The organism is Paenibacillus sp. FSL R7-0272, assembly GCF_037969905.1.
Classification (GTDB): Bacteria; Bacillota; Bacilli; order Paenibacillales; family Paenibacillaceae; genus Paenibacillus; species Paenibacillus polysaccharolyticus.
The window spans coordinates 6,470,573-6,491,107 of the sequence record NZ_CP150221.1 but is presented as its reverse complement, the minus strand read 5'-3'; the positions used below and the strand labels follow the sequence as shown (position 1 = coordinate 6,491,107).

The 20,535-nt window shown below is 42.3% G+C and carries 20 protein-coding genes; 11 read left to right on the top strand and 9 right to left on the bottom strand.

Annotated elements, in window-relative coordinates; translation table 11 throughout:
• The first annotated feature begins 479 nt into the window (after positions 1-479).
• On the top strand, positions 480-1,223 hold the full coding sequence (gene yycI / locus MKY23_RS28350) for a two-component system regulatory protein YycI (RefSeq protein WP_090923623.1): 744 nt from the start codon (positions 480-482) through the stop codon (positions 1,221-1,223).
• 6 nt (positions 1,224-1,229) lie between these two features.
• A complete protein-coding gene (locus MKY23_RS28345; protein ID WP_339834270.1) occupies positions 1,230-2,036 on the top strand; it encodes an MBL fold metallo-hydrolase in 807 nt (268 codons plus the stop codon).
• On the opposite strand, the gene MKY23_RS28340 is transcribed toward MKY23_RS28345, so the two are convergent.
• Positions 2,005-2,217: a hypothetical protein gene (locus tag MKY23_RS28340; protein ID WP_253498880.1), complete on the bottom strand. Its 213-nt coding sequence runs from the start codon at positions 2,215-2,217 to the stop codon at positions 2,005-2,007. The genes MKY23_RS28345 and MKY23_RS28340 overlap by 32 nt on opposite strands.
• Before the next feature lie 597 nt (positions 2,218-2,814).
• On the opposite strand from MKY23_RS28340, the gene MKY23_RS28335 reads away from it, so the two are divergent.
• The 5 genes from MKY23_RS28335 (at position 2,815) to MKY23_RS28315 (ending at position 8,123) form a co-directional block, all read left to right on the top strand.
• On the top strand, positions 2,815-4,095 hold the full coding sequence (locus MKY23_RS28335) for a trypsin-like peptidase domain-containing protein (RefSeq protein ID WP_339839759.1): 1,281 nt from the start codon (positions 2,815-2,817) through the stop codon (positions 4,093-4,095).
• Positions 4,096-4,689: 594 nt separating this feature from the next.
• The gene (locus MKY23_RS28330) at positions 4,690-5,211 is read left to right on the top strand and encodes a hypothetical protein (protein WP_339834265.1); all 522 of its coding nucleotides are present in this window, start codon (positions 4,690-4,692) and stop codon (positions 5,209-5,211) included.
• A gap of 397 nt (positions 5,212-5,608) precedes the next feature.
• Entirely contained in the window at positions 5,609-5,776 is a 168-nt protein-coding gene (locus tag MKY23_RS28325; RefSeq protein WP_090923561.1) for a CxxH/CxxC protein, read from the top strand.
• A 335-nt stretch (positions 5,777-6,111) separates the two neighbouring features.
• The gene (gene rlmH, locus MKY23_RS28320) at positions 6,112-6,591 is read left to right on the top strand and encodes a 23S rRNA (pseudouridine(1915)-N(3))-methyltransferase RlmH (protein WP_123067026.1); all 480 of its coding nucleotides are present in this window, start codon (positions 6,112-6,114) and stop codon (positions 6,589-6,591) included.
• Positions 6,592-6,926: 335 nt separating this feature from the next.
• Positions 6,927-8,123: a DUF418 domain-containing protein gene (locus MKY23_RS28315; RefSeq protein ID WP_308723238.1), complete on the top strand. Its 1,197-nt coding sequence runs from the start codon at positions 6,927-6,929 to the stop codon at positions 8,121-8,123.
• Positions 8,124-8,321: 198 nt separating this feature from the next.
• Here the strand turns inward: MKY23_RS28315 and MKY23_RS28310 are convergent, their stop codons facing one another.
• From MKY23_RS28310 to MKY23_RS28285, 6 genes are all read right to left on the bottom strand, one after another.
• Positions 8,322-9,170, bottom strand: coding sequence for a hypothetical protein (locus MKY23_RS28310; RefSeq protein ID WP_154889689.1), 849 nt, complete (start codon positions 9,168-9,170; stop codon positions 8,322-8,324).
• Positions 9,171-9,183: 13 nt separating this feature from the next.
• Positions 9,184-9,750, bottom strand: a complete 567-nt coding sequence (locus MKY23_RS28305) for a hypothetical protein (protein WP_154889691.1) — start codon at positions 9,748-9,750, stop codon at positions 9,184-9,186.
• 47 nt (positions 9,751-9,797) lie between these two features.
• A complete protein-coding gene (locus MKY23_RS28300; RefSeq protein WP_154889694.1) occupies positions 9,798-10,508 on the bottom strand; it encodes a hypothetical protein in 711 nt (236 codons plus the stop codon).
• A gap of 354 nt (positions 10,509-10,862) precedes the next feature.
• Complete coding sequence (locus MKY23_RS28295) at positions 10,863-12,893, bottom strand: right-handed parallel beta-helix repeat-containing protein (RefSeq protein ID WP_339834252.1); 2,031 nt, start codon at positions 12,891-12,893, stop codon at positions 10,863-10,865.
• Positions 12,894-13,122: 229 nt separating this feature from the next.
• On the bottom strand, positions 13,123-13,575 hold the full coding sequence (locus tag MKY23_RS28290) for a HEAT repeat domain-containing protein (protein WP_154889698.1): 453 nt from the start codon (positions 13,573-13,575) through the stop codon (positions 13,123-13,125).
• 132 nt (positions 13,576-13,707) lie between these two features.
• Complete coding sequence (locus tag MKY23_RS28285; RefSeq protein ID WP_261769290.1) at positions 13,708-14,679, bottom strand: YndJ family protein; 972 nt, start codon at positions 14,677-14,679, stop codon at positions 13,708-13,710.
• A gap of 335 nt (positions 14,680-15,014) precedes the next feature.
• On the opposite strand from MKY23_RS28285, the gene MKY23_RS28280 reads away from it, so the two are divergent.
• The 3 genes from MKY23_RS28280 to MKY23_RS28270 are packed head-to-tail and all read left to right on the top strand — an operon-like array spanning position 15,015 to position 16,254.
• The gene (locus tag MKY23_RS28280) at positions 15,015-15,401 is read left to right on the top strand and encodes a metalloregulator ArsR/SmtB family transcription factor (RefSeq protein WP_261769315.1); all 387 of its coding nucleotides are present in this window, start codon (positions 15,015-15,017) and stop codon (positions 15,399-15,401) included.
• Entirely contained in the window at positions 15,401-16,069 is a 669-nt protein-coding gene (locus MKY23_RS28275) for an aldo/keto reductase (protein WP_339834248.1), read from the top strand. Before MKY23_RS28280 ends, MKY23_RS28275 begins: the two co-directional genes overlap by 1 nt.
• Complete coding sequence (locus MKY23_RS28270) at positions 15,970-16,254, top strand: aldo/keto reductase (protein ID WP_318294955.1); 285 nt, start codon at positions 15,970-15,972, stop codon at positions 16,252-16,254. The genes MKY23_RS28275 and MKY23_RS28270 overlap by 100 nt, the downstream gene beginning before the upstream one ends.
• A 162-nt stretch (positions 16,255-16,416) precedes the next feature.
• Here the strand turns inward: MKY23_RS28270 and MKY23_RS28265 are convergent, their stop codons facing one another.
• A complete protein-coding gene (locus MKY23_RS28265; protein ID WP_154889704.1) occupies positions 16,417-16,815 on the bottom strand; it encodes a hypothetical protein in 399 nt (132 codons plus the stop codon).
• Between the two features lie 73 nt (positions 16,816-16,888).
• A complete protein-coding gene (locus MKY23_RS28260) occupies positions 16,889-18,172 on the bottom strand; it encodes a hypothetical protein (RefSeq protein ID WP_154889706.1) in 1,284 nt (427 codons plus the stop codon).
• Positions 18,173-18,636: 464 nt separating this feature from the next.
• On the opposite strand from MKY23_RS28260, the gene MKY23_RS28255 reads away from it, so the two are divergent.
• A complete protein-coding gene (locus tag MKY23_RS28255; RefSeq protein WP_154985172.1) occupies positions 18,637-20,376 on the top strand; it encodes an ABC-F family ATP-binding cassette domain-containing protein in 1,740 nt (579 codons plus the stop codon).
• The last annotated feature ends 159 nt before the right edge of the window (positions 20,377-20,535 follow it).

The following is a 20,535-nucleotide window of genomic DNA, read 5'->3' as shown; positions in this document are numbered from 1 at the left end:
TAGAAGCTGGGACTAAATCGAAAGCATTTATGCGGGGCTGGAATTCTAACGATCACCAGAGACGTTATATGCTAGACTTGCGACGTTTTGAAAACCTAACGATCACCACAGACGCTATTTCGGTGAAAATGGGCTGATTATGGCTGAAAAGTCTGAATTTACGCGAAATAAGGCTTCTCCTGATCGTTAGAATTAAAATGAGCCTGAAATGAGGCAAATAAGGTTCCTGGTGATCGTTAGCCTGAAGGGGCCATCGGCATAGAGGTAAACAAAGCCAAGCCAAAACAAGTCAAACCAAGCCAAGCAAAACCAAAGTCACATAAGCCAAAACGAGCCAAAACGAGCCCAAACAAACTCTAAGTAGCTGAACAAGAAGGCGAAACGTGTGCCTGGCTACGGGTTATTAGGATACGAGGCTGCGTTGGCAACGTAGAAGCAAGGATATATTAGGCGATCAGGTAAATAAGGAGGTGAATGGTCTGGATTGGGGACGTGCGAAAAATGTATTAATATATGCATTTCTGCTGCTGAATCTGGTGCTGGGATATCAGATCTGGATGGATGCACGCGAGACGGCCGGAGCCAATCTGGACTTCACCTCGCTCGCAGATAATACACAGCAGGCGATGGAAGAGAAGGGCATTCAGGTGCTGGCGCCGATTCCCAATGAAACGCCGAAGCTGCCGAAGTTGTCCTATGAGTTTACCGAAGAGGATAAGTCGGGGATTGAAGTGGAGCTGGAGGAGCCGGTGGACAGCAAGCTGATCTTCTCGCCAAGCGAGCTGGCGGACGCGCTGCAGGCGGAGATTCCGCAAATTGGCACGTACCGGCTGGATCAGCTGATGGCGGAAGATGGGGCTTTTGTGCTCCACCCGCTGGTGGACGGCAAATGGCCGCTCTTTAACGTGAGTCTGGAGCTGTTCTACAGCGACCAGAAAATCACGGGTTATCATCAGACTCCCGTGCGGATTACAACCGCCGAGGAGAGCGATCAGCAGGTACTTCCGGCGTCAAAGGCGCTGGGAACGCTGATCGAAAACTTTTTGCCAAACAATGCAATTGTGAAAGATATTCAGCTGGGCTACTATGGTCAGTTGTTCAATTCAGATATACAGGTAGCGATGCCGGCATGGCGGTTCGTGCTGGAAAGTGGCGAAGTGTTGTACGTGCAGGGCATCAGTGGGGATGTATTCAGTCCCAAGTCAGATAAACCAGGGGAGTAATGCGTTATGGGGATATATTTTACGGTGTTATCCAGTGGTTCGACAGGTAATGCCACAGTCATTCAGCATGGGGGCACTTCACTCATGATTGATGCGGGTCTTAGCGCGAAGCGGCTGGAGGCATTGTTTCTGGAAAGGGAGATTTCGGGAACGGAACTGGATGGCATTCTGGTGACACATGAACATTCGGATCATATTAAAGGACTAGGTGCGATGTCCCGGAAATATAATTTACCGATCTATGCAAATACGAATACGTGGGCAGCTTTGGAGAAGTCGGTCGGAGCAATTCCGGAGGAGAACCGGCGGATTTTTGAAACGGGTGAAAAGCATGATTTTGGTTCGCTGCGTGTAGAGTCGTTCGGCATTTCGCATGATGCGGCTGAACCGGTAGGTTATACATTCGACGATGGCAGCGAGAAATTGTCCGTGGCGACAGACCTCGGCTATATGAGCGACAAGGTTCGCGATGCGATCTCGGACTCGGATGTGCTTGTGCTGGAGGCGAATCATGATGTCGAATTGCTCCGCATGGGGCGGTATCCGTGGAACACCAAGCGCCGGATTTTGAGTGACATCGGGCATTTGTCGAACGAAGCCGCAGGTGCGGCGCTTAGTGAACTGATGAATGGACGTATCAAACGTACGTATCTGGCACATCTCAGCCGGGATCATAATATGATGGATTTGGCTAAAATGTCGGTGCGTGATGCGATGGAAATCCGTGGCTGTTTTTATCGGGATCATGAGTTCAAGCTCTGTGATACGTATTATGATCGTCCTACACCATGGGATAGGGTGGGTGAGCCATAAAGCTGTCCAGTTCGGCGGCTTTGCGCTCCACTTCCTCGCGTGAGAGGATGCCTTTATCAATAAGCAGTTCAATGATGGTGCTGAGCGCCAGTGTGTTACGATAATGTTCTTCTTTGAGATCAGCCAGCTTGGCCGCCATATGAACTTCGTCCATAGCTGTGAGTGTTCGCGTGCGTTCCATTGTGGAATCCTCCTTCATTCTATGAAGCTTTGAATTGTTCTTTTACTATTATTGTAGTCAGGCTGGGTGGAAAACATTCCTCTTTTTGCCGCTAACATTCTCTGGGCGGGATGTGTATGCTGAAATTGTAGCTGTACCGCTTTGAATTTGGAATGAAATGTGATTGAAAAAGTTTGATGAATTCAAAAGAATAGCGCTTAGCGTATCCCATTTTGTGGTGATAGATAGTATGAACCTTTATTGTTAAGGGAGTTATCGCGAAAATTTACGTTTATTTACGTAATTATGCAACTTTTTGGGATATAAAGTGTTTAGTATATAAGGAGTATTATGATTTTGGCTGTTTTTGCGTATGAAATGGAATCTCAAATCTCGCAATAGGCGAGAGCATGATTGATAGAGCACACGGATGCAGTGCCATCCTGTTGTATATATACGTTCGTTCCTGGCCTGGTTCCGGAATGCGGCGATGTGCAAGACCATTTTGTTAAAAAGCAAAAAGGCATGGGGAAACAGGGAGTTTCACTGGTCATCCATGCAATAACTTGGGCGGCAGTCAGGGTCTTGATGCGTGACAACGAAGGGGAGAGGATCACGATGGGATTGTTTGGAGACGATTTTTATTCAACCAAGGTATCAAGACGCGCCGAACCTGAACAGAAAGGCAAACTTCAGATCATCCGCCCGGGAGGCGGAAAACGCGCACGTGATCGCTGGAGCAATCCGCGTAGATCACGCTCGGAATTCAGTTCTACCGTCAAGGTAGCTGTGATCAGTTCGGTGATTAGCTCCATCGTGACGGTTACGCTGTTCAGCTTCATCAGCCAGCCTGCAACGCAGCTTCCTCTGGCGAATGCTGCGGGTCAAGGTGGCGGAGGAACTGCACAGACCGCACAGGTCGCTGACCCGTATGACCGCATCATCAACGCGGCGGCAGAAGTACGTCCTTCTGTTGTCAGCATCGTGAATCATAAAACAGGCAGTAGCCTGTCGATGGAAGATTCCGCGCTGGGGTCCGGGGTTATTTTTAAAAAAGAAGATGGCAAAGCCTACATTATGACCAATCACCACGTCGTGGAAGGTGCCAGTGATCTGGAGATCGTGACGGTGGACGGGGAAACACATAAAGCCAAACTGGTAGGTAAAGACCGGGTGAGTGACATCGCGGTACTGTCAACGGACGACAAAGGCCTCGGAGCGGCGGCAGAAATCGGTGATTCCAGCAAGCTGCAACGCGGCCAGACGGTACTGGCAATCGGTAATCCGCTGGGTCTTGGCGGTACGCTGACATCGGGGATCGTTAGTTATACGGATCGGATTTTGCCTGTATCCATTAATCAGGATGGGGTATACGACTGGGAGCAAAACGTTATTCAGACAGATGCAGCCATTAATGAAGGCAACAGCGGCGGAGCACTGGTTGATCTGAACGGCAAGGTTGTAGGCATCAACACGATGAAAATTTCGGATACCGGCGTTGAGGGTCTCGGCTTCGCGATTCCGATGAACGAAGTGATGAAAACGGTGGATTCCCTTTTGCTGAACGGCAAAGTATCCCGTCCTTATCTGGGCGTGTACACGGTTGATCTGAGCAATCCATATGCTCCACTGGATGATGATCAGCGCAAGGATCTCAAACTGCCATCCCACGTGGATAGCGGTGTAGTCGTACTGGAAGCTTCCGGCCCGGCATCCGAGGCAGGCATGAAGCTGAACGATGTGATTACGGAATTTGATGGGCAAAAAATTACCTCCACGCTGGACCTGCGGAAATTCCTGTACGATAAGAAAAAGATCGGCGATTCAATAGAGGTCTCATTCTATCGGGATGGCAAAGCGGAGAAAGTGTCTGTGAAGCTGACGGATAAGCCGGAGTAAGGCTTGCGGAGTTTATGAAGTTTGTGGGGCTGTGACAGTGGAGCATGATGTGCAGGTTGTTTCACTGAAATGATCATATGTCATGGAACATGGCCATACTGATAAGGTGATCATGAGACAAGATGATAGTAGAGAGAGTGATCAGAATATCTGACCACTCTTTTTATGTTCATGGGTTATGGGGTAGAACCTAAGGGTAGGGCAGGACACAACTATATAAGTTGAACTATTCTTTTACACGTTAACGAAGAGGACAGAAAAAACCTGGAAAAGCGAAGCGCTCGCCTGAAAGCTTTCTGCAAGAAAGCTACATCGAAAGCATACGCTTATCACCGGATTTTCCCTTTGGAAAAGGGAATTAAAAAAAATCTGGGGATAACCGCTACTTTCCAGGTTATTCTGTCATCGGAGTGGACTGTGTAAAATCTTTAGTTCAATTTATATAGACAGAAAGACTTGGAGCGAAAGGCGCAGATACATTTGTTCGCCTGTATGGTAAACTGTTCTTAATGTGTTTACATAGATCGTTGTTGCAAATAACAGCTGGATAACGTGTGATCTGGCTAGCTAATCTGAAAATGGAGGGATTCGGACATGAATCTGTTGAAGAAAAAGGTACTTGGAGGAACAAGCTTGGCACTATCGATGCTGTTGTTATCTGCTTGTGGATCGGAGAGCACACCAGCTGCATCAGTAGATACGAGCGCGTTGCAGGAGAAGATTGCTGGCCTGGAGAAAAAGCTGACTGAGCAGGGAATTAAAAGTGATGAGCAGGCACAGAAAATTGCTGCACTTGAGAAAAAGCTGAATGAATTTGGTACAGCTGGCGTTGCTGGACAAGGGACGAGTGGCAAAACACCGACAGCTGGAGGAAACAACGGGTCTGCTGGAAAAGGAGACGGGGTACTGATTACGTTTGCCCAGTATGAGAAGCTGGAGGTTGGCATGACCGTGGAAGAGGTCATCAACATTCTAGGCGGTGAAGGTGAAGCACTAAGTGAAGCCGAGAACATGGTGGTGTACAACTATAAAGGCACAGCTGGCAACGGCGGCAACGCGGTAATTGCTTTTCAAGGCGGGAAATTGCTCACGAAGGCTCAGTCGGGATTGGAGTAGGCTGGGAGCTGAGGGGTAAGTATACCGTAAGGTAAAGATAAGAGTAAGGACAAGATCAGAGATAGAGTAAAGGCAACGACAAGGGTAGAGTTAGGGTAAGAGCAAAAGTGCGAATGTACGCTTGAAGTTAAAATTAAAGTTGAAGCATTCCAGCAAGGATACCTGTGAGTGGGTATTGTTGAGGGGGTGCTTTTTTGATCTTATGGGAAAGATAGATGTGCACATCTTGAGGAAGAGGCTTTTTTTGGTGCAAGAGTGGCAAGTTTTTGCGCCGATCTGCGAGGTGGGGGTTTCTTTTCCGCGGCAGGTGTGATAGAACTGAGAAGTGGCTATCCTGTAATGGGATAAGCGGTTGTGAATCGGGAACATAGCTGGTGACAGAAAGGATGCTTGACGGATGTACGTTGTATGCAAAGAACACGTGGACATTGCCATCGACATGTTTGTAGATGAATATGAGGACGCTCCAGATATCGTGGATCTGAAGGAGACGGAATTTGCCGACTGGGACCCGCCTGCCAAATGCGCTGAGTGCGATCAGCACGCGGAATTCCTTGTCGTTTAGCGTACTGTAGAGCAGGCCGCCAGGGGTGCTATTGGATGTTGCTATGATATGTGTTGTGCATGGAATGGCAGCGGTACTGCTCCTGGCGTTAGACTTGGTTTGATCCGGTATGAACATCACAGCAAGGTGCAGAGAGAGCGTGTTGAGCGCTCTTTTTGCGTTTGTAGGGAGCGAGCGGCTGTGGCGTGGGAGATTTTAAAAGTGGGCGATTCGAGCTGAATAAGGTTTGTGGTGATCGTTAGAGTTTGGAATGATTATGGTGTGGATAAACGATGCGATTGAAGCATCTAACATATAGATGGATGGCAAGAGGACGATTCAGGAGGAATGATCATATGTTGATTCAAATTATTGGCGTAGGCAAATTGAAGGAAAAATATTTAACGCTGGGCATTCAGGAATATGCCAAGCGGCTCGCCCCGTACATCAAGTTTCAGATGATCGAGGTCGCAGACGAGAAAGCGCCCGATACCCTGAGCGAAGCCGAGGTAAGGGCGGTAAAAGAGCGCGAGGGCGAACGCATCCTCGCGCATGTGAAGAGCGAGGCGCACGTCGTCGCGCTCGCACTGGATGGCCAGCTCTGGAGTTCAGAGGAGCTGGCTGTAGAGATCGACAAGCTCGGCACATATGGGACGAGCCATGTCGTGTTTGTCATCGGAGGAAGCCATGGGCTCTCCGATGAGGTGTTGCGCCGCGCGAAGCAGCGCTTAAGCTTCGGGCGCATGACCCTGCCGCATCAGCTTATGCGGCTGGTGCTGGTGGAACAGATTTATCGTGCAGTGAAGATAAATCGGGGTGAACCATACCACAAGTAAGGGAGAAATTTCTACATTTTATACTTTCCGAGCGTGGAAGTGTACCCACTTCGTGAGGAGGGACTGCCCTGCCTATTGGTTATAAAGACTGTCACACAAGCAAGTGAGAGTTCTTTCATTAAGTAATCAATTAAATTTTTAATTTTATATGATACCATGTAAACTGAATTTGAATGAAGAGCGAGGAGAAATACTAGGTCTCAGCCCTCAAGCACTTTTTATAAAAAGAAATGTTGCCTAAGTAAGTCTCTATTTTTAATCTATATAGGATTTGAAAAATCTACAGTAAATAAAAGGATAGATATAAGGCCGATTATAAAAAAAGAGGTGATTGTTTGAACTCATCAAAAAATCGCGTCCAATTAATTGATGGGCTACGTGGATTCAGTCTGATAGGCATTGTGTTGGCGAATATGCTGGCTTTCCAATACGGAATGTTTGGACAGAGTGAACCCCAACTGTTAGGAATCGATGGTGCAGACCGCACTCTTCACTCCTTACTTCTTATCACTGTGGTGGGTAGTTTTATGCCGATTTTTGCATTTATGTTCGGTTTTGGAATGATTAAGCTGGCTGAAAGTCTAGAATCACGAGATTTACGACCGAAATACCATTTGGCTCGTCGTTTCCTACTGTTGTTGGTTATTGGGATACTTCACATAACTTATCTATGGGAAGGGGATATCTTGACGATCTACGGTGTACTCGGATTCTTCTTGCTTCTGTTTCTAAATCGAAATCCAAAAACGTTATTTATCTTGGCGTTAATGCTACTCACCGGAGTTGGATTGCTGGATATTCTGAAGTTCAATCCAATGAATCCAATTGCTGATGTATCGACACATATGGAGAGTTATATCATACAGAGTCAGAATGTTTTTGGAAACGGTAGCTACACAGAGATTAGAGATTTTAGTAATAGTGTTAGTCCATTCGGTGGGGAGTCGGATAAAGGGATACTCCTGTTAGCCTTGGTGTTAGCTCCTCTTATGACACTACCAATGTTTCTGCTTGGCATGCGTGCTGCTAGAATTGGTACATTTAATGATCCACTAGCGATGCGATCTATGTATATTCGCCGTGCTTTGTTTCTGCTACCAATCGGTTTGCTGCTTAAAGTTTATAGTGTGCTACGACCCAAATTCAATGCCGAAGACTGGTTGTGCATCGAATTTGGATCGATGTTGGGAGGGATACTGCTCGCACTAGGCTACATTTACTTGTTTGCTCTACTTTATTCTGTAAACAGTCGAGCTAGTATATTCGTCAAGTTCGAGGCGGTTGGTCGTCTCTCATTGACCAATTATCTAATGCAGAGTGTAATCTGTACAACGATTTATTATGGATATGGATTGGGGCTGTTTGGCCGTGCTGGAGTATTTGCTGGAGTGATTATTGCACTCTCTGTATATGGTATTCAATTATTGTTCAGTCATCTATATCTCAAAAAATTTAGTAGCGGACCAGTGGAATATGTCCTAAGGATTGGGACATATATGTCCTTGAGAGGGAAGCCAAGAAAAAAGGAATGAAATCACCAAACTTCTCCAAAAGCAATGTGTTGAATCGTTCTGAAACAAACAAAAGGCTCGTATAAGTAGGATAATTTACTCTCCCTACGTAATTACGAGCCTTTACGTCTAATCTAATGTACATAAAGGATGATAAATAATTGTAATGATTTGGGGTGTCGACATTCTAATTAATATGAAATGGGCAGCCCCATTTGGTCAGAAACTATATAATTCCCCAAATCCTTTAAAGGTAGTAACTGTATTCTTGCTATTTTCAATTGAAAATTTGATATAACAGTTAGTTGCTTTTAAAGTATCTCCAAAAATTTCAGCTTTGAAGCCAACTCCTTTTTTTTCTCCGTATACATCAGTGTATCCCCAAAGATTATCTCCAAAGAACTTAGTTTCAAATATTTCATATTTAATAAGAGGAATAATTTTATCTTTATGATCGTTATACTGTTGAAGATTTAGAGTTGTTCTATAGTCTTTGGTAGATAAGTCGAATTTTTTGCACAAAGAGGTGAATGTGCGTCCATCTACTCTCTCTGAAAAGCTCCAAGTGCATTTTGTGCTAGGCTGAGGTTCAGCTAGGGCTTGATTCTTTTGGATCATCAGATTGTCATCAGCGTGCTCTATTATTTCGTAACCCTTTTGCTCGTTGACTGGCTGTGTACTTATAATTACTTTCCAGTTTTCATTGATATTTTTCATGTTTATTGGTAGGTTTATTATTTCATTGTCTGGAAATTCTAGCTTCACACTATAATTATATTCCTTATCACTAACTCTTTGTTGATCAATGATTGTAAATGAAAGAGGTACTTCTGAAGGATTCTCCAGAGAAGATTTATACTCTTGTTGCTTCTCTTCTAAACTGTTATAACGATGGTCTTCAGTCAATCTACTAAGTCTCTCATAGTCTTGATTAACCGAGGCCTCAAGATACTCTCTCAATATAAATTCCGAAGCTTCACTATTTGAAGTAGACTCATTAGCAAAGATAGTGGTAGAAATTCCAAAGAAAAGAACACAAACAATACTAAATACTTTTAATCTTCGCATGCAAAAAATCGCCTCACAATTCTTTCGAATATGTTTGTTTTAACAACTCTATTGTTTGAGAGAGGAAGTTCAGTGTTTTTTTACTTGTATGGATATTGTAGCTATTCATATAAGCATAAAAATTGGATGCTCCAGTAATGAGTTGTTGAAGAAAATCACGTTCTTCTAAAATAAATTGAGATATAGTCTTTTCTACGTGCAATGGATCATATTTTAGAGTTACTTCTATCAACCTATTATCAATCTTTTTAAAGCATATCAACTTTGGATCGATACCGTATATTCCTTCACCATATTCAAATCCACTTTCAATATAAATTTTTAAGACTGACAAATAGCATCCCCACAAATCTAATCCCCACTGTTCAAATCCAATCAGTAGTTGGTGAGTATCTTGAACAATAACGGCAATATTAAGCTCATTACTCTTCATAGGAATTTCATCACTCTGGCCAACATATAAACTTTCAAAATGTTCAACTGCGACAAAAAGCTCTCGCAACTCTTCAGTCCCCATACAAGAATATACTTCTGGAAGTGATTGTTGCGGTGGAATAAGAAACGTTTGAATGGAAACCATAAGCCCTCCAAATATCGATCCTCTTAACGAAATATATTTATTAAAAATTATTTAGATTCAGCTACGTTCCAGCCCAAAGGATATAAAGTTACTACTTCATAGTCGCTACTAACAACAAGTCTATACTTTTTACCGTCATAAGTACCATCTACTGAAACGTTACCACTGTTGTTTGCGATTATTTTATTTTTATTGTTTTGGGTTTGATTTGCTACTACTGCAATAATACTTATAATATCTCTCATGCTGGTGGTGTCGTTGAAAAATGAATTATATTCTCTGTATCCTAGACCAGTCCAATATTTTGGATGATGTTTGCTTAAGATATGTTCTAATCCTCGGTCACTAGTACCGAATTTAAGTTCCACATATTCATTCGTGCCAATAAGCCAAAATTCCTCAATTAAAGAATTCCGAGTGACTAAGAAAGGAAGTTCATCTTTAAACTCATTTTCGATAGCATTCTCAACATAGGCCTCTGTAACTTTATTATATGTTTTAGTTGCTCCAAAGAGCAATTTAGCTGCCTCCATAACAATCCTAAAGATATTAGCTGGACGAACTTCACTCTGAGGTTGGACACTATTTGAACCTCTAGAGTTTTCTATTATCTCTAAAGTATCACTCTTTATTTTTTCAGTGAGCACTCTTTCAGTGTTGGGATTTGGATCAACTGCACCGTTAGCAAATGTTTGTGGAGTGGATACTGCGAACAAAGAAACACAAAGCAACAGTGATAAAATTTTATTTTTGATCAAGTTATTCTCCTCCTAAATATAATTTTATGTAATACTTACTGTTATTCCCTTTGGATATATTACCATTTTTATTTAAATTGTAAATATACAATAAAATACATATATATTAATATATATGTATTTTTAATTTCCATGTAAAGTTACAATATAGTATTTAGAGAAAAAAAGTTCCGTTGAGCAGTTGCAAGTCAAAAGTGATCTTCACACTTATTTTCTTATGTTTTGAAGTAAGAGGCTATCCCAAATAAAATCAGAGCCTCGTTTCAATTAGAGCCTTATTTCCTGATTATCGGAATATAGGCTTCACACAAAAAAGATCCAGTCACTTTGGGTGACTGGACCCTCAATAACAAACTAAATCCCAAACTCAACAATACCCTTCTCCCTTAACTCAAACGGACCTGGTGTAACATCTGCATCCGGTCTTTTTGTGCCGATAAAGTCAGAATCTAAGCGATAGGGAGTGCTGTCGGGTTCCTCGTACTTCATATCGGCGTGATACGTTTTTCCGAGCAGGTCGGTAGTAATCACCATGGCAGAGGTACCTCGAAGCAATTCGGCCTCATTGATCTGAATCTGCACCTTACCTAGAGCAGGATCAATCTCAACGTTTATGCCCTTCTGTTTAGAGACCTTCCCATCGGATTCGTGAGCACTTGGAACCGCATGGTTGAGATATACATTGCCACCCATAGCTACCGGAAGAACAGCGTTTCCTATAAAGAAATCCTTTGCAGCATCACCAAGCTCCATAAGCTCTTCTTTGGTGTATTCCCACCACTTCTTATCTTTGACATTCGGATGTTGATCGTAGCCGCCAAGTCCGACAGCATGCAGATAACAAATGGAATCGTCCGGCACACCATCCATGACCGTCTTCCCGTTCTCTCCAACGGCATCCCTTGGTTTGAGGGGAAGATGTTCAAAAAAGGTGATTGGAACAGGTTCCTTATTGGCGTCGGCGTCATTATCACCCAAGAAGATATTGTTGTAGTACCTGTCGTCGCCTCCAGTGATATTGGAGTATCCCGCCATGGCTGTCTCATGAGGGAAGTGATATGGCGTAATCCGTGTGATCTCGGAACGAACGACAAATCGGCCTGCAAATAAATTATGGGCAAATGCCCCGCCCTGAGCCATATTTCTGAAATTCATAGGTGAGAGGAATAGATTGTGATCCACCATATATGGACCATGGCACACCTCAACGAAGAGGTCTTCTGAAATGTTGTCAAAAAATACATTGCGGCTGATGCGAGTGCCCTGTGCCTGCCAGTCAAGCCAAAGCGCTCGGTAACAACTGTACATTATATTTTCGCTAATTTGAGTATCTAGTGCAGCATGCAGTTTAATTCCGGCGACTTCGGCACCATGTCTGAGCCGTTTATGATGAATGTTATAAATCCGGTTCTGGTAAATGTGGCTGAAAGCTGCGCCCATATGACCCACAATACCTGCCTGCTCACAATCATGAATTATATTCCCTCGAACGATGTGACTGCCGACGTGATCTTTATGCCAGCCGGAGCGTAATGCTCGTAAAATAACTTCCTGCTCCCGTTGTGTCCCACCTTTACTGCGCTTTTCCAAAGAGTTGGTGTGCCCTGTACCCATTTCGGTACCTAGGCTAATACCAACACATTTGGATTCACTGATTATATTGTTTTCGATAATCCAGCCCTTGCTCCAGTGTGGTCCGATCAGACCTTCCTGGTAGTCCGTAGGTGGCGCCCATTGAGGCGAAGCTTGACGCAATATGAAGCCACTCACGGTGATATAGTTCAATCCTGGCTTCTCAGGCCAGAAGCAATAAGGACGTACATTAATTTCTACATTTTCTTTTCTAGGATCTTTTCCGCCAAAATTAGCCCAAATCTTCGTCGTCGTAGAATCGACCTCGGCATACCATTTCAACAGTGAATCCTCGGAATACTTGGCTTCGGGCCAAACCTCCGGATTGTGAACGCTTTCAACATTAGCACATTCATACAATGACTTTCCATCCAAATAGACATCGCCGAGATGAACTGGGAAGGGCCCGTCGAACAACCAGTCTCCACTAAGCTCCACTTCAAAGGGATTACGAACGGAAAAGATGGAATTCAGCACTTCTGTGCTCCAAACGTCATTTCCTTCAGCTTTCCAGTCGGTAACCCGCTCAGCTCCTGTAATGACGACTTCACCGTCTCCTGCGGATCGATACACGATTCGATGCTCGGCTGTTCCTCCATTCGCTGGGTTAACCCATTCTCTGTATACTCCCGCATGAACAATAACGGTATCACCAGCCATGGCATGAGCCGCAGCGCGTGATATGGTACGAAGGGGTTGATCTGCGGTTCCTTTTCCTTGATCATTCCCATGTATGGATACATGATATTCCATAACAGCTCTCCTTCTATTTCAAAATGTTTTTTGGTTTCCACTATTATACTAGTAAATAAATGTATTGGGATATACAGGAAGAAGGATGTTTTATGAACAGGTGCTCTAGTGACATTGATCTGATGGAGATGACCCTGAAGAAATAAAGAAGCCACTCCATTTTTTGAAGTGGCTTTTTACTCGGCTATTATTTTGCAATCTGCTATTCATACGGTGAACGGCAGCCATCTTATCTTCTACCTAGTGTCTCCCAAATACCATGGAGCCAGGAGTCGAACTCAGCATCTTTGTCGCCCTCGTAAGTATCATAGAGATCCAGACGTGTTTTTTGCAGTTTTTCCTTGAATTCCTCAAATGTGTGACCTTCGGGAAGGCTTTTTTTGATCCGTAGCAAAATTTTGTTCGTACCTTTAAACAGCTCGCCTTTGTTTTTGGCAGGCATTTGTACTTCTTCACCCAACTGTTTGAGCTTGAGATATGCGGCTTCGCGCACTTGGAACACTTGATCATTTTTCAAAACATTCTGCAGTAACTTAATGGTAGGTTCTGTGTCCCAGTTCCCCAATTCGTTCACCGCATTCAGTCTGTCTCTCCAGCTTGAAGACCGATTAGCCGCTCGTTTGAGCTCTTCAAAGTTCTCTGGTAGTCCGTTAACTGCTCCACTATCATGGTTGTTCGTCAAGATTCAATCTCCTTAATCATCGCCATCTCGGCAAATGATGAATGTTATTTATGTGATCCCTATTATAGCACGAACCTGACTAAACTACTCCTATGAAGCCGATGGGTTAGCCTAAAACCATGTTCACCCAACTCATAAAGATGTACCAACCCATCTATTCTCCTTGGCCATCTTTTTCTCCTGAATAGAGTTTACCATGTACACCCAACCAATCAATCCGCATAAGACAAAACCAAATGCGTGTAGAGCTCCGTAAATAGGAATAAAGTCGAGTATGGTTAAGGAGTACATCTTTTTCAGTAACGGATAGAAGATGGAGATGACAACAACCGTGTAAAAGGCTAGACAAGAAAGGCCCAGGAAGAAGGCTGCCTTCATATTTAAATTATTTTTCCTCAAGTAAGTCAGGAGATAAGCCGTATACACCACAATATTACAAGCGAACAAAGCGACACCAACGTACTCGATCGGTTTGGAGAAAATCATACCAAAAGCAATCAATAGCGGTCCGATAATATCGATGGCAACGACCCAGGGATACCAGTTTTTTTTCGCCATAATCCGTCCCAGTGCACCAATGAAAATTGGAACGATCGCAGATGAGAAATGAAAGTGAACCGAGCTTAAGGCATGCGTAGTAACATTGGCATTGAAGAGATCCACTTGATATTGATATAACGTAAACCATATTCCCCCGATAAAAAAGTAAACAAGTCCCGCGCCAATGGCTATTTCCGCTGCTTTTCCTTTAGCTATCACAATCGTGGTCAAGCCATAGATGCCCAGCAGTACTGTGAACAGTAGCCAACCCAGGGAGAGCATGCCTGGTATTGCTGTGCCTTCGAAACCCCACATCTTATTGCTCATGACGGAAAATAGGGTAAGAAGCGCGGCCGGATATTGAAGCCACTTCATAAGAACAAACATTATTCGTTGCTGTTTATTCTGTGCATCATATCTCAAAAGTAAAATGACAAGAGGAACGATGACGAATGCCGCATACAGTATGAACTTCTCAACAAGTTGGAATTGGAAGTAATCCAAATAAAATATAAGAATCGTCATGATTACACCGGGAATCACAGGCATTAATAATGACCTCATTGGTTGCTTCAGAGAACGCTTCATGGCAGTTCCTTTCTAACTATATTTGTTGTATAAACGGCCTACATTCAGTTATGTAGCATTCATTAGAATAGATGGGCAATGCTCGTTTAAGTTTAACACATTTGATTTTCAAAATATGGCCTAGCATATAAAACGAGACCCTCTAGATAACATGGTCAACCTTATCACCACAAGTCACAGCAATTTTTCTAAAAATCCTGTGAAATTGGAAAAATGTTGTTCTTGCATTTCTTTCCCGAAGTGCTGCTGTGTCTGAGATCGTGGTATCTTATATTCGTCAAAAGAATTAAACGGTTCAACGAAAAGGGGAGATTCCCGTCGAACAGCAATTTTTGAATACAATCGCGACCGAATTTAAGAACAACCAGAAGGTACTGAATGCCATCGGAGACGAGACTCGGCAGGCGCTATTGTTGGCTTTGATTCAAGGACCGCAGAAAACGGGCATGCGTGTGGGTGAGATCAGAGTGCAAACACACCTCTCCCGGCCTGCTGTATCACATCACTTGAAAATACTGAAAGACGCGCAGATTATCAGCGTTCACAAAGAAGGAACGCGTAACTTTTATCGGCTGGACGCCGGAAGCAAGCTGAAGTCGTTGAAAAACTTGGCGAGTGAAATTGATAAGCTATTTGAACAATGTGAGGAGCCAGCCACGGAATCACGATCCCGAACCAATGAAAGGGACGATATTTGATGAAACGTACAATGCAAGCAGCAAACGGAGTCGATATTCCGCAACTCGGATTCGGCCTATATAAGATCAAGCAGGGGGAATCTTTCGAAAAAACGGTTGAAGAGGCGATTCGAATCGGATACCGCCATTTTGATACAGCGAAAATTTACGGAAATGAAGTAGCGCTAGGCCGAGTCATTCAAAAAAGTGACATTCCTCGGAAAGATTTCTTTATTACCTCGAAAGCTTGGACAACGGATCTCGGATATCATGCGACGAAAAAGACATTTGAGCGAACTTGCCAAAGACTAAACGTAACGTATCTCGATATGTATTTAATTCATTTTGCCGGTGCCCATTATGTGGATGCTTGGAGAGCGATGGAAGAGTTATACGACGAAGGCCGGATCAAAGTCATAGGCGTAGCTAATTTTGAGATCAAGCATTTGGAGCATCTTAAGAAACATGCCCGGATTTTGCCGATGGTGAATCAGATCGAGACACACCCGGAATTCCAACAACGTGAGTTGCATGATTATATGGTGAAAAATCAGATTCTGCACGAGGCCTGGGGCAGGGGAGCAAAGAATTGCTGGAGCACCCCGAACTGCTTGCAATCGCTAATAAACACCGAAAATCGGTGGCACAAGTCATTTTGCGCTGGCATCTGGAGCGGGGCATTATTGTGATCCCAAAATCGTCAAATCCTGAGCGGATAAAAGAGAACAGTGAATTATTTGATTTTGAGTTGAATGCAGAGGAAATGGAACATATTCGCCGCTTGGATACGGGAAAAAGATACTCCGTAAGCCCGACAGGTCTTATGGTCCATCCGATTTACATCAAATTAATGAAGCTATTCAGTAGACCGTAATCACTTATAACGAAAGAGCCATCCGACAAAGGATGGCTCTAATCGTACTGTTACAAACAACGCAGAGAAATGTACCACAAACACTAATAATATTGGAGCCGTAAGCTCCTAAAAGAAAAATATCTTACGTTTAGGGACAATGATTTCTAATGTAATGTACTCTTAACGAATTCTGAATCTAAAAAGTGCGGAGACAAATCCATGTAAAACTGCACCTAAGAAACAAAACAATAATACAACTAGCTTGTTGTCCATCTCATTGGTGAAAAAAATAATAATAAAAGCAAATGAAATACATATCGCCAAGGCATAAGTAATAGCTAAGCCTAAGTAGAATTGTACTCCTCTTGTTTGTATCTTTAATTTATCAAATACAACAGAACAAATGTATCCTAATACAAAATATAAAGGAAAGCTGTATAAGAAAAACAATAAGTAAGTGTCACTAAATGATGAATAGGACGAATTGGGAAGTCTTTTATCTAGCGGTACATAAGAGCAAAAGGCCAACAGTAAATTAAATAATAGAGCTGAAATTAGATTAATAAGTGCTCTTTTCATTTGTATATACCTCCTGATAACAAAACAAACTCTTCTCGACATTCTAATTCCAGAAGAGTTTGTTAAACAGTTTTTAGAAATTCGATTTAGACCATTTCTTGTTTGGCATAGGCGGAGCGAGGTAAGAAAGACCCTTGCTTTCAGCTTGGTGCATTGTTTGATAACTCACACTATTATTTCCTATTAAATAAACCTCATGATGGGGTGCCTGATCATGTTCTCCGGCAAGCTTATAATTTCCATTACTGTAGAACTCCCCATTTACAACATAATCGATATCTAGAGCCGTGACTAAGGGATTACCTACTGCATGATTTAATTTGAAAGTTATTTTAGAGCTATTGCTCGTATCAACATTACTTAATTCTATTCCAGAAGAAGATGCAGTACCGCTCTCTAAGAATTTTTTGTTTGAATCGTAACCATGTGTTGTTCCTACAGCCTTAGACAAAGATACGGAACGACCTGCAGAACAAAAACAAATGCTTATGTCCGCTCTTGTTCTAAAGCTACTTCCTGTGGCGGTAAATCCTCTATTGTCTCCTGTAAACCAAGCATATTTAGATAATATATTAGGATTGCTTACCCACGGATCTGCTAAAAAAGTTGTATATCTCATACTCCAAGATTTCGTTGAAGTTGAGCTTTGAAGTGTGGAAAAATCAATTTTATTCGTAGCCAGATTAATATCTGTTGAATCAATCTCTTTTATTAGACTGATTTCATCATAGAATAACATATCTTCTTCAATAGGAGTTAACTTAAGAGAATTCTCTTCAATATACTTTTTAACAGCAGTCATTCTTTCTTCATCAATAAGTTTCTTTCCTACTATGTTATAAGACGTCAAAGAATTCGATTCTATCTCATCTTCTATAACATTATCCTTTACTGTATTGATAAGTTGACCATTCTTGAAAACTTGAAATGTATTAATCCCATCAATATCTTCCCAAATAATTTTAACCTTATTGTCATTTAATACAGTTGTAATGATGAGATCATTCAAATTCTCATTGATATTTTTATCTACTTTATCTGTAGATGTTTGCAATCTTAAATTATCAATAACAGTTCCTTGTTCATCAATTGCCTCAATTTTATAGGAATAGAGGGAACCTGAGTCTAATGAATCTACTATGAAGTTACTATCTGAACCTGAATATATCAATTTCTTATCTTGATACACATTATATGTATTACCAATATCATTCCAATCAAGATGTATCTCATTACTGTAGGGTACGATTGATTCTATCTCTAGTTCATTAAGCCTTTCTGCATTAACCTCCGAGGTGAGTATAAATAGTGATAGTACCAAAGAAAACAAATATAGAAATCCTTTTCTCTTAAACATAAAATACCTCCTTTTTTTACAATATAATACACTTCATTTCTTTGCTTATCAACTTAATTTTGTTTAAATTTGAAATAATGGGAATAATAAAGTAAAATATTGGCGTTTAAGGGTGTAACTTAACTGTGTTGAGAATTAGAGATAGATTCATTTCGGATCGTAGTTAACGTGACTTCTTTCAGATAATTCATATAGTAGAATTACATTATTAATGGCTACTAGACGGAGTAAGTTAAGATAAAAAATGACTGTCCTAAACTTGTTTCTTCATAATAGCACTTAGAGTCGTATCACAAGATACGACATAGCCAAACTTTGGTTCGAGCCTAGAAATACAAATCAATTGTACTTGCCCTCAATCAGTGTTACGCTGAGAATCGACAACCTCAGGTTTATTCAAACTTACGTTCTGTAACAACCCCAAACAATAAATTACTATTCTAGATACCAAGAAAGGTAACACCATGATTAAAGCCCAAAATCTATCCTTCTCGTTTCCACAAAAAGAACTCTACAAAGACATTTCATTTACCCTCGAAGAGGGCCAACACTGCGCTTTTATTGGCACAAGCGGTAGTGGCAAGAGTACGTTGATTGAAATCTTGATGGACCCGGAAAGACATTTGTTCGAGGGGAAGCTGGAGATCGATCCGGATTGCACAATCGGGTATATGAGTCAGTTCTCACAGGTAGACCCAACGACAGAAATGACGGTTTTTGAATATATCGCAGAAGAATTTATCAAGCTTCAGGATGAGATCACAGCGATTTATGCGGAAATGGCCAACACATCGGATATGGATTCACTGATGGAAAAAGTGCAATTGGCTTTGGACGCACTGGAGGCCATGGGCGGAGATGATTATGAAAACACCATTCATAAACAGCTAAACCTGGCCAACCTCATGAAGCTGAAGGATGCAAGCATATCGTCCTTAAGCGGCGGGGAATTCAAGCTTATTCAAGTCATGAAGGAAATGCTCCACAGTCCGGATCTGATGATCATGGATGAGCCGGATGTATTTCTAGACTTTGAAAATCTCAATGCGTTAAAAAAATTGATTAATTCCCATAAAGGCATGTTACTCGTCGTTACGCATAACCGCTATCTGTTGAATCATTGCTTCAACAAAATCATTCACCTTGAGAACATGGAGCTTCAGGAGTTTGACGGACGATATATCGAGTATAATTTCTCCTTGCTTCAGACGAAGATTGAACTGCAGGAAATCGCAGTTGCTGAAGCGGAAGAGATCGAAAGATACGATGGTGTCATCGAAAATCTCAGAGCCATCGCAACGATTAATTCGGAAGCTTCCAGAGGAAGAGCGTTAAAAGCGAGAGTGAAATTTCAAGAACGTTTGGAAGCGCGCAGAATCAAAGCACCGTTTGTCGACATCAAGCAGCCGAATATTCGGTTTGGCCTGGATCATCAAGTGGAAGACGGCATCGCGATCAAGGTCGATAACTATAGTGTTTCCTTTGATGAACTGGTTCTGCAAGATGTGAACTTCGAGATCAAATCGACAGATAAAGTAGCCATCATCGGCCCCAATGGTACCGGAAAAACAACGTTGCTTCGGGATATTTTTAAAAACAATCAGCCATCCATCGAAATCAATGAGGATCTCAAATTGGCTTATTTATCACAGCTTCAAGGCGAAACGCTCAAAGATTCAAATACAATCCTACATGAATTCATTGATGCCGGGTTTGAAACGTATGATGAGATCAGAGCCTATCTTGTGAACTACGGCTTTGAAGGCGAAATCCTGGATCAAAAGATTGAATCACTGTCCGGCGGCGAAAAAAACATGCTTCAACTGGCTAAAGCTGCTGGGGTGCAAGCTGACCTGTTGCTTCTTGACGAACCGACAAGCCATCTGGATATCTATTCGCAGATTGCACTGGAGAGAGCCATCGAAGAATATCAAGGCGCGATCCTCATGGTTTCGCATGATTTCTATTCGGTCGTCAACGGTATGGATTATGTACTCATTATTGAGAATAAGACGATCAGAAAAATGAGCATGCGCAAATTCAGACAGATGATATACGCCAGTCATTTCGATAAAGACTATTTGCAAAATGAACAAAATAAAAAGGCTGTTGAAATGCAGATTGAATTGGCTTTGAAAAATACCGATTTTGAACGGGCAAAAGGCTTGGTCGATGAGCTGGAAGGCATTATCAAGCAACTATAATCATAGTAGTTGAGGACGGGTACAATTTTATTAATGAACGATGATTTAAAAATAGGGCTACACCCTGTAAATCCATGACCCTATGTGGTTGTGGATTTTTTGCTTTCTAAGGCCTTCTGGCTATTGCTAAAAGCTATGACCAGTCATGCTTTTTTCATA

What these genes read in the sequence shown, in the direction of transcription:
- MKY23_RS28265 (WP_154889704.1), bottom strand. Translation starts at nt 16,815, where the DNA reads ATGAAAAGAGCACTTATTAATCTAATTTCAGCTCTATTATTTAATTTA.
- MKY23_RS28255 (WP_154985172.1), top strand. Translation starts at nt 18,637, where the DNA reads ATGATTAAAGCCCAAAATCTATCCTTCTCGTTTCCACAAAAAGAACTC.
- MKY23_RS28275 (WP_339834248.1), top strand. Translation starts at nt 15,401, where the DNA reads ATGAAACGTACAATGCAAGCAGCAAACGGAGTCGATATTCCGCAACTC.
- MKY23_RS28340 (WP_253498880.1), bottom strand. Translation starts at nt 2,217, where the DNA reads ATGGAACGCACGCGAACACTCACAGCTATGGACGAAGTTCATATGGCG.
- MKY23_RS28335 (WP_339839759.1), top strand. Translation starts at nt 2,815, where the DNA reads ATGGGATTGTTTGGAGACGATTTTTATTCAACCAAGGTATCAAGACGC.
- MKY23_RS28345 (WP_339834270.1), top strand. Translation starts at nt 1,230, where the DNA reads ATGGGGATATATTTTACGGTGTTATCCAGTGGTTCGACAGGTAATGCC.
- MKY23_RS28310 (WP_154889689.1), bottom strand. Translation starts at nt 9,170, where the DNA reads ATGCGAAGATTAAAAGTATTTAGTATTGTTTGTGTTCTTTTCTTTGGA.
- MKY23_RS28295 (WP_339834252.1), bottom strand. Translation starts at nt 12,893, where the DNA reads ATGGAATATCATGTATCCATACATGGGAATGATCAAGGAAAAGGAACC.
- MKY23_RS28305 (WP_154889691.1), bottom strand. Translation starts at nt 9,750, where the DNA reads ATGGTTTCCATTCAAACGTTTCTTATTCCACCGCAACAATCACTTCCA.
- MKY23_RS28285 (WP_261769290.1), bottom strand. Translation starts at nt 14,679, where the DNA reads ATGAGGTCATTATTAATGCCTGTGATTCCCGGTGTAATCATGACGATT.
- rlmH (WP_123067026.1), top strand. Translation starts at nt 6,112, where the DNA reads ATGTTGATTCAAATTATTGGCGTAGGCAAATTGAAGGAAAAATATTTA.
- MKY23_RS28260 (WP_154889706.1), bottom strand. Translation starts at nt 18,172, where the DNA reads ATGTTTAAGAGAAAAGGATTTCTATATTTGTTTTCTTTGGTACTATCA.
- MKY23_RS28330 (WP_339834265.1), top strand. Translation starts at nt 4,690, where the DNA reads ATGAATCTGTTGAAGAAAAAGGTACTTGGAGGAACAAGCTTGGCACTA.
- MKY23_RS28325 (WP_090923561.1), top strand. Translation starts at nt 5,609, where the DNA reads ATGTACGTTGTATGCAAAGAACACGTGGACATTGCCATCGACATGTTT.